Raw genomic sequence first — 7,568 nt, forward strand, 5'->3', positions numbered from 1 at the left:
TGCGCCAGGCCTTTCGCCCCGTGCCCCGGGACGCTTCCTTTGAAAAGACTGTTTTTCAACTTAGGAAGCTCCCGATGAACGCACCCACCATGCAGGGCCTGAATCTCAACGCCCCCTCGCACGTCAAGAACGCCCGGCTGCTCGCCTGGGTGGCCGACATGGCCGCCCTGTGCAAGCCCGAGAGCATCTACTGGTGCGACGGCAGCCAGCAAGAGTACGACCGACTGTGCCAGCAACTGGTGGACGCCGGCACCTTCAAGAAGCTCAACCCCGCCAAGCGCCCCGGTAGCTACCTGGCCTGGTCCGACCCATCGGACGTGGCGCGCGTGGAAGACCGCACCTACATCTGCTCGGCCGCCAAGGAAGACGCCGGCCCGACCAACAACTGGATGGCCCCGGCCGAGATGCGCGCCACGCTGCAGCCCCTGTTCGACGGCTGCATGAAGGGCCGCACCATGTACGTGGTGCCCTTCAGCATGGGCCCGCTGGGCTCGCCCATCGCCCACATCGGCATCGAGCTGTCCGACAGCCCCTACGTGGCCGTGAACATGAAGATCATGACCCGCATGGGCAAGGCCGTGTACGACGTGCTCGGCGTGGACGGCGAGTTCGTGCCCTGCGTGCACACCGTGGGCGCGCCCCTGGCCGCCGGTGAGCAGGACGTGTCCTGGCCCTGCAACAAGACCAAGTACATCGTGCACTACCCCGAGACGCGCGAGATCTGGAGCTACGGTTCGGGCTATGGCGGCAATGCGCTGCTGGGCAAGAAGTGCTTCGCGCTGCGCATCGCCTCCACCATGGGCCGCGACCAGGGCTGGCTGGCCGAGCACATGCTGATCCTGGGCGTGAGCAACCCCGAAGGCAAGAAGTACCACGTGGCCGCGGCCTTCCCGAGCGCCTGCGGCAAGACCAACTTCTCGATGCTGGTGCCACCGGACGCCTTCAGCGGCTGGAAAGTCACCACCATCGGCGACGACATCGCCTGGATCAAGCCCCAGGCCGACGGCAGCCTGCGCGCCATCAACCCCGAGGCCGGCTACTTCGGCGTGGCCCCAGGCACCAACACGCTGACCAACCCCAACTGCATGGCCAGCCTGGACAAGGACGTGATCTTCACCAACGTGGCCCTGACCGACGACGGCGACGTCTGGTGGGAAGGCATGGAAAAGGACACCGGCGGCCAGCCCGCCCACCTGATCGACTGGCAAGGCAAGGACTGGACCCCCGAGATCGCCAAGCAGACCGGCGCCAAGGCGGCCCACCCGAATGCCCGCTTCACCGTGGCTGCGACCAACAACCCCGCGCTCGACGACGCCTGGGACGACCCCAAGGGCGTGAAGATCGACGCCTTCATCTTCGGCGGCCGCCGCTCCACCACGGTGCCGCTGGTGACCGAGGCACGCAACTGGACCGAAGGCGTCTACATGGCCGCCACCATGGGCTCGGAAACCACCGCTGCGGCCTTCGGCCAGCAGGGCGTGGTGCGCCGCGACCCCTTCGCCATGCTGCCCTTCATGGGCTACAACATGAGCGACTACTTCCAGCACTGGCTGACGCTGGGCGAGAAGCTGGCTGCCTCGGGCGCCACCCAGCCGCGCATCTACACCACCAACTGGTTCCGCAAGGACGAGGCCGGCAAGTTCGTCTGGCCCGGCTACGGCGAGAACATGCGCGTGCTCAAGTGGATGATCGACCGCCTGGAAGGCAAGGCCACCGGCGAGGAAACCATGTTCGGCGTGGCACCGGCCTACGCCGAGATCAACTGGTCGGGCCTGGATTTCAGCGCCGCCCAGTTCAACACCGTGACCAGCATCGACAAGGCCGCCTGGGCCGAAGAGCTCAAGCTGCACACCACGCACTTCGAGCAACTGGCCTACCACCTGCCCCAGGCCCTGCTGGACACCAAGGCTGCCATCGAAAAGCGCCTGGCCGCCTGATGGCCTGAGCCCACCTGCGACAGCAAAGCCGCCCTGCCAGGGCGGCTTTTTTTTGGGCTGGAGGTCCCTATCCCTTGTCGGCGAGTCGACCCAGGCGCAACGCCAGCCACGCGGCATCGGCCTCCGAGGGAGCCAGCGCCAGGGCCGTCTCGTAGGCTGTGCGGGCCCGGGCGTGCAAGCCCTTGCGCACCAGCAGCTCCGCCTGCGCGGCAAAGAAGGGCTGGTAGCCCTGCAGGCCCGGCGCTATGTCCTCGAGCTCGGCCAAAGCGGCATCCAGCGCACCGGCTTCGGCATGGGCCACGGCCCGGTTCAGCCGCACCACGGGGGTGGGCTCGAAGGCCAGCAGGCGGTCGTAGAGCAGGGCGATCTGCGCCCAGTCCGAGTGCTCACCTTCGCAGTGGCAGGCGGCAATGGCGGCCTTGAGCTGGTAAGGCCCCAGGGCATGCCGGGCCAATGCCCGCTCCAGGACCGCCGCACCTGCGGCGATTTCTTCCGTTTTCCACAGCCCGCGCTGCTGCTGGCCCAGCGGTATGGTCTGGCCACCGGCATCCGTGCGGGCCGCACGGCGGGCATGGCTGATCACCAGCAGGGCCAGGCAGCCCTCGATCTCCGCCTCGCCGGGGCGCAGCCGGTCCAGCAGCGCGCACAGGTACAAGGCCTCCTGCGCCAGCCCGTTCCCCCGCTGCGGCCCGGCGGAGTAGCCGGCGTTGAAGACCAGGTAGATGACCGCGAGCACGGCGGCCAGGCGCTCGGGCCATTCGGCCGGCTCCGGCACCGCATAGCGGATGCGCGCCGCGGCGATCTTGGCCTTGGCACGCGACAGGCGCTGGCCCATCGTGGCCTCCTGGTCCAGGAAGGCCCGGGCGATCTGCGCGGTGGACAGGCCGGCCACCACGCGCAATGTGAGCGCCACCTGCGACTTCTGCTCCAGCGCCGGGTGGCAGCAGGTGAAGATCAGGCGCAGGCGCTCGTCCGGAATCTCGTCGGTCTCCACTTCGTGGGCCTCGCCGCCCGCGAGCACCAGCAGGCTGTCGCCGATCCGGTCGGCCGTCCGGTGGCTGCGGATGCGGTCCAGCGCCTTGCGGTAGGCCACGCGCAGCAGCCAGCCCAGGGGCGACGACGGGATGCCGGAGCGGCTCCAGTGGGACACCGCCGACTCCATGGCGTCCTGCAGGGCATCCTCGGCCAGCTGGAAGTCCCGGAGCCGGGCGATCAGCGCCGCCATCAGCCGCCCCCGGTCCTCGCGTGCCAGGCGGTTCAGGGCCTGGGTCACGGCGACCGCTGCTGAGGCGGATGGGCCCATGGTCGGCGGCCAGGCAATGCGGCTGGCTCAGGCCGCCGTGTCGTAGACCATCAGCGGCCGCACCTCGACGGTGCCATAGCTTGCGGTGGGAACGGCCTGCGCGTACTTCAGGGCCGCATCCAGGTCGGGCACCTCGACCACGTAGTAGCCACCCAGGTGTTCCTTGGTTTCGGCAAACGGGCCGTCCATGGTTTCCACCTTGCCGCCACGGATGCGCAGCGACGTGGCGGTTTCGATCCCTTGCAGTCCATCGCCGGCCACCAGGACGCCATCGTCCCGCATCTTCGCGCTCAGCGCGAAGTAGCCGGCCATCATGGCCTGGAAGCCGGGCGTGCCGTAGGCGGGCTCGCGTTGGGGGTCGCTGTAGATCAGGAGCATGTACTTCATGGTGGTTCCTTGGAAGTGGTGAACGTCAGGACTCCGGAGCCGCCCGGTGCGGCGCTGCACGCCAGGGGTCTCCGGTACACCAAGGACGCCGTCGCATCGGCTTTTTCGACATGCGCCCCGATTATTTTGTCCGTTTCCACGTCCCGCGTCCCACCACGGCCCGCAAGCGCCCATGAAAAAAGCCGTGGCATACCACGGCTTTTTCAGATTCCACCAGCCGTCGTGCGGCAGGCAGGAGCAGGGCCCGCTCAGTAGCCAGCGCGCAGGTCGTTCACCGTGCGCACGCCCATGACGTGGTTCAGCTCGGCCATGATGCGCGGGTCGCGGATGGCGACTTGCCAGGTGCGCTCGTCTTCGGCGGCGCGGCGGCGGCTTTCGGCCCAGCCGGCAACACCCACGCGCAGGGCGGCGGCGGCACGGCGTGCAGGGGCCGACAGCAGGGCCAGGGCGGCGAACGCCACCAGCCACAGCACCATCCAGGCGGCCAGCAGGTGGCCTTCGCTCCAGGTGTCGATCACCTGGTTGGCCACCACCAGCAGGGCGGAGACGATGGCGGCGAGCAGGAGGGAGGCGGCGCCACGGGCGCTGTCAAAGCCGGCTGCGATGCCCTTGATGGCGGCAGCGGCGTTCTGGGCGCGGATCACGCCCGAGTGTTCGGTTGGATAGTCAACGTGTGCAAAACTGGTCATTTGGTTTCCCCTTATCAGCGCTTGTGGCGACATTGCCGGGCGAGTGGCTGAATCTTAGGGTTTACCCCATGTGTTATCAAGTTTATATCTTGAATTACCGCCATTCACTGCAGTGATGTTGCCGGCCTCCCCCTGGGTAGTCGGCCACAAAAAAGCCGTGGCATGCCACGGCTTGAAGGTCGAGGTCGGCCCTGCCCGGGGGCAGGAGCGGCGGCTCAGTAGAACTTGCGGATGTCGGTCAGGCCGTGGTTCAGCTCGGCCATGATGCGCGGATCGCGCAGGGCGACCTGCCAGGTGCGGCGGTCTTCGGCGGCATGGCGCTGGCTTTCGGCCCAGCGGGTGACACCGGCACGCAGTTCCAGGCCGGCACGGCGGGCCGGTGCGGACAGCAGGGCCAGGGCGGCGAATGCCACCAGCCACAGCACGACCCAGGCCGATAGCAGGTGGCCTTCGGTCCAGCTATCGACCACCTGGTTGGCCAGCACCAGCAGGCCGGAGACCACGGCGGCCAGCATCAGGGAAGCAGCGCCCCGGGCGCTGTCGAAGCCTGCGGCGATGCCCTTGAGGGCCGCGGCGGCGTTTTCGGCGCGAACCACGCCTGGATGTTCGGTTGGATAGTCCACGTGTACAAAATTGGTCATTTCGGTTCCCCTATTCAGCGCTTTTGGCGACATTGCCCGGGCGATGGCGCAATACTAGGGTTTACCCTTTAGTCTTTCAAATTTATATGTTGAATCATTGATATTCACACTCGTGATGATTTGACGCCATGCCCAGCCGCCTCAACTTCCGCTCGCTCGACCTGAACCTGCTCCGGGTTTTTGACGAAGTGATGGCCGAGCGCAGCCTGACCAAGGCCGCGCACAAGCTCTCGCTGACCCAGCCGGCCGTGAGCAATGCCATGCGCCGCCTGCGCGAGGTGCTGGGCGACGACCTCGTGGTGCGCAGCGGCCAGGGGGTGGAGCCGACGCCCCGGGCCCTGGCCCTGTGGCCGCCCATCCGCGACGCACTCACGCAGCTGCAGGAATCGCTGTCGCCCGGCCGCTTCGATCCGGCCACGGCCGAATCCACCTTCGTGCTGGCCATGGCCGATGCCACGGGTGCGACGCTGGTGCCCGGCCTGGTGGAAATCCTCGAAAGCGAGGCACCCGGCGTCGCAGTGCGCGTGGTGCCCCTGACCACGCGCGACCCGCGCCGCCTGCTCGAGGAAGAGGCCGCCGACATGGCGGTGGGCTACTTCCCGGCCGTGCTGGCCGACCTCACGGCGCGCGCGCAATCGGGCGGCATGGTCTCGTTCGAGAGCCGGCGCCTGTACGACAGCGAGTACATGTGCGTGATGCGCCAGGGCCACCCGCTGGCGGATGCGCCGCTGACCCTCGATGCCTACTGCGAGGCACGCCACATGCTGGTGAGCTTCTCGGGCCGGCCCTTCGGCTTCATCGACGAGGCGCTGGCCTCGCTCGGGCGCCGCCGGCGCGTGGTGCTCACGGTGAACCAGTTCTTCACCGCCGGCCGGGTGGTTTCGGGTTCGGACATGCTCACCGTGCTGCCGCGCCACTTCGTGCCGGTGACCGGGATCGCCGACGCCCTGGTGCAGCGCAGCCTGCCCTTCGACGTGCCGCCGGTGCACGTGGACGCGCTGTGGCGCCGCAACAGCACGCAGGAGGCGGCCATGGGCTGGCTGCTGTCGGCGCTGGCGCGTTCGGCCCGGCGCGCGTTTCCGCAGGGAGAGCCCGGCCATTCGGCGGGCACGTCGTTCGGCATCACGCCTTAGACTGCGGGGTCCATGCAAATCCAGATCCTGTCCGACCTGCACCTCGAAGCCAACCCCGATTTCATGCCCGAGCCCGCGCCGGGTGCCGACCTGCTGGTGCTGGCGGGTGACATCGGCTCCTACCAGGAGGGCGGCCGCATGCAGGACGAGGACTTCGGCCTGGCGCGGTTTTCCCCGCTGCCGCAGTTCGCGGGCTGGCCCACGCCGGTGCTCTTCGTGCCCGGCAACCATGAGTACGATGCGCTCGACTTCGACACCGCCCACCAGCGCCTGCGCGCCACCTGCGAGCGCCTGGGCATCCGCATGCTGGAGCGCGAGACCCTGGTGCTCGATGGCGTGCGCTTCGTGGCCACCACGCTGTGGGCCGACTACGACGCGCTGGCCGACGATGCCCAGGTGACCGACCTCGCGCGGCGCCTGAAGCTGCGCGAGAAGGCCTTCCGCGCGGCCAACCACTACCTGCGCAAGACCGGTGGCACCAAGGATGGCGAGCCCTTCCTGGCGGAACCCATGCGCGAGCTGGCACTCGAATGCACCGAGTGGCTGCGCGGGGCGCTGGCCACGCCCTTCGACGGCACCACGGTGGCCATCACCCATTTCGCGCCCAGCCTGCGCAGCGCCGACCCGCGCTACGGCGTGGTGCCCGGCACGGCGGGCTTTTGCAATGTGCTCGACGAGCTGCTGCAGGATGCCCAGGTCTGGATCCACGGCCACCTGCATGCGCCCAGCGACTACATCGCCCAGGGCGTGCGCGCCGATGGCAGCCCCTGGGAATGCCGCGTGGTGGCCAACCCGCTGGGCTATGCCCGCAATGGGGAACAGGAAACCTTCCGGCCCCGCTACTGCGTGACCGTATGATGGCCTGGCGAGGGAGCCGCTCCCTTGCCAAGCGCAGGATCGAAAAGCCTGACACAGGTCAAGACAACAACCGACAGCGCAAGGTACGGTCTGTCATACCAACTAGGAGAACTCGAATGAACATCCTGCTCGCTGTCGACGGCAGCGCCTACACGAAAAAAATGCTCGCCTACCTCGCTGCGCACGAGGAGCTGCTGGGCCCGAAACACGACTACACGGTGCTCACCGTGCAGGCCCCCCTGCCCGCCCGCGCCCGTTCGGCCCTGGGCAAGGAGGCCGTGGACACCTACCACGCCGAGGAGGCCGACAAGGTCCTGGCCCCGGTCGTCAAGTTCATCTCCCGCCAGGGCGTGCAGGCCAAGACCATCGTCAAGGTCGGCCATGTCGGCGAAACCATCGCCAAGGTGGCCGACTCCGGTCGCTACGACCTGCTGGTGATGGGCTCGCACGGCCACGGCGCCCTCGCCACCCTGGTCGTGGGTTCCGTCACGACCCAGGTGCTGGCGCACTGCAAGGTGCCGGTGCTGCTGGTGCGCTGAGCCACTGCACACCCTTAGAACCTGTTCAAGATCTTTTTGAAGCCGCGCAAGTCCCTTTTCGGGATGGGATGCTAGGCGCGG

At 68.0% G+C, this 7,568-nt stretch carries 8 protein-coding genes; 4 read left to right on the top strand and 4 right to left on the bottom strand.

From position 1 onward, the window contains the following. Positions 1 to 74: 74 nt before the first annotated feature. On the top strand, positions 75 to 1,937 hold the full coding sequence (locus PMI14_RS29260) for a phosphoenolpyruvate carboxykinase (GTP) (protein WP_007860494.1): 1,863 nt from the start codon (positions 75 to 77) through the stop codon (positions 1,935 to 1,937). A 67-nt stretch (positions 1,938 to 2,004) separates the two neighbouring features. On the opposite strand, the gene PMI14_RS29265 is transcribed toward PMI14_RS29260, so the two are convergent. The 4 genes from PMI14_RS29265 to PMI14_RS29280 form a co-directional block, all read right to left on the bottom strand. Continuing rightward, positions 2,005 to 3,210 carry an RNA polymerase sigma factor gene (locus tag PMI14_RS29265; RefSeq protein ID WP_202948984.1) on the bottom strand — a complete coding sequence of 402 codons (1,206 nt, stop codon included), beginning with the start codon at positions 3,208 to 3,210 and terminating at the stop codon, positions 2,005 to 2,007. 57 nt (positions 3,211 to 3,267) lie between these two features. Beyond that, the gene (locus PMI14_RS29270) at positions 3,268 to 3,627 is read right to left on the bottom strand and encodes a YciI family protein (RefSeq protein WP_007860496.1); all 360 of its coding nucleotides are present in this window, start codon (positions 3,625 to 3,627) and stop codon (positions 3,268 to 3,270) included. A gap of 248 nt (positions 3,628 to 3,875) precedes the next feature. Further along, a complete protein-coding gene (locus PMI14_RS29275) occupies positions 3,876 to 4,316 on the bottom strand; it encodes a hypothetical protein (RefSeq protein ID WP_007860497.1) in 441 nt (146 codons plus the stop codon). A 215-nt stretch (positions 4,317 to 4,531) separates the two neighbouring features. After that, positions 4,532 to 4,957 (bottom strand): hypothetical protein, encoded by a 426-nt coding sequence (locus PMI14_RS29280; RefSeq protein ID WP_007860500.1) that lies wholly within the window; start codon positions 4,955 to 4,957, stop codon positions 4,532 to 4,534. Positions 4,958 to 5,085: 128 nt separating this feature from the next. On the opposite strand from PMI14_RS29280, the gene PMI14_RS29285 reads away from it, so the two are divergent. From PMI14_RS29285 to PMI14_RS29295, 3 genes are all read left to right on the top strand, one after another. Further along, positions 5,086 to 6,090 (top strand): LysR family transcriptional regulator, encoded by a 1,005-nt coding sequence (locus tag PMI14_RS29285; RefSeq protein ID WP_007860501.1) that lies wholly within the window; start codon positions 5,086 to 5,088, stop codon positions 6,088 to 6,090. Positions 6,091 to 6,102: 12 nt separating this feature from the next. Beyond that, positions 6,103 to 6,948, top strand: a complete 846-nt coding sequence (locus tag PMI14_RS29290) for a metallophosphoesterase (protein WP_007860503.1) — start codon at positions 6,103 to 6,105, stop codon at positions 6,946 to 6,948. A gap of 116 nt (positions 6,949 to 7,064) precedes the next feature. Beyond that, positions 7,065 to 7,487, top strand: coding sequence for a universal stress protein (locus tag PMI14_RS29295; protein ID WP_007860510.1), 423 nt, complete (start codon positions 7,065 to 7,067; stop codon positions 7,485 to 7,487). Positions 7,488 to 7,568 lie beyond the last annotated feature (81 nt).

Source organism: Acidovorax sp. CF316 (assembly GCF_000276605.1).
GTDB lineage: Bacteria > Pseudomonadota > Gammaproteobacteria > Burkholderiales > Burkholderiaceae_C > Acidovorax.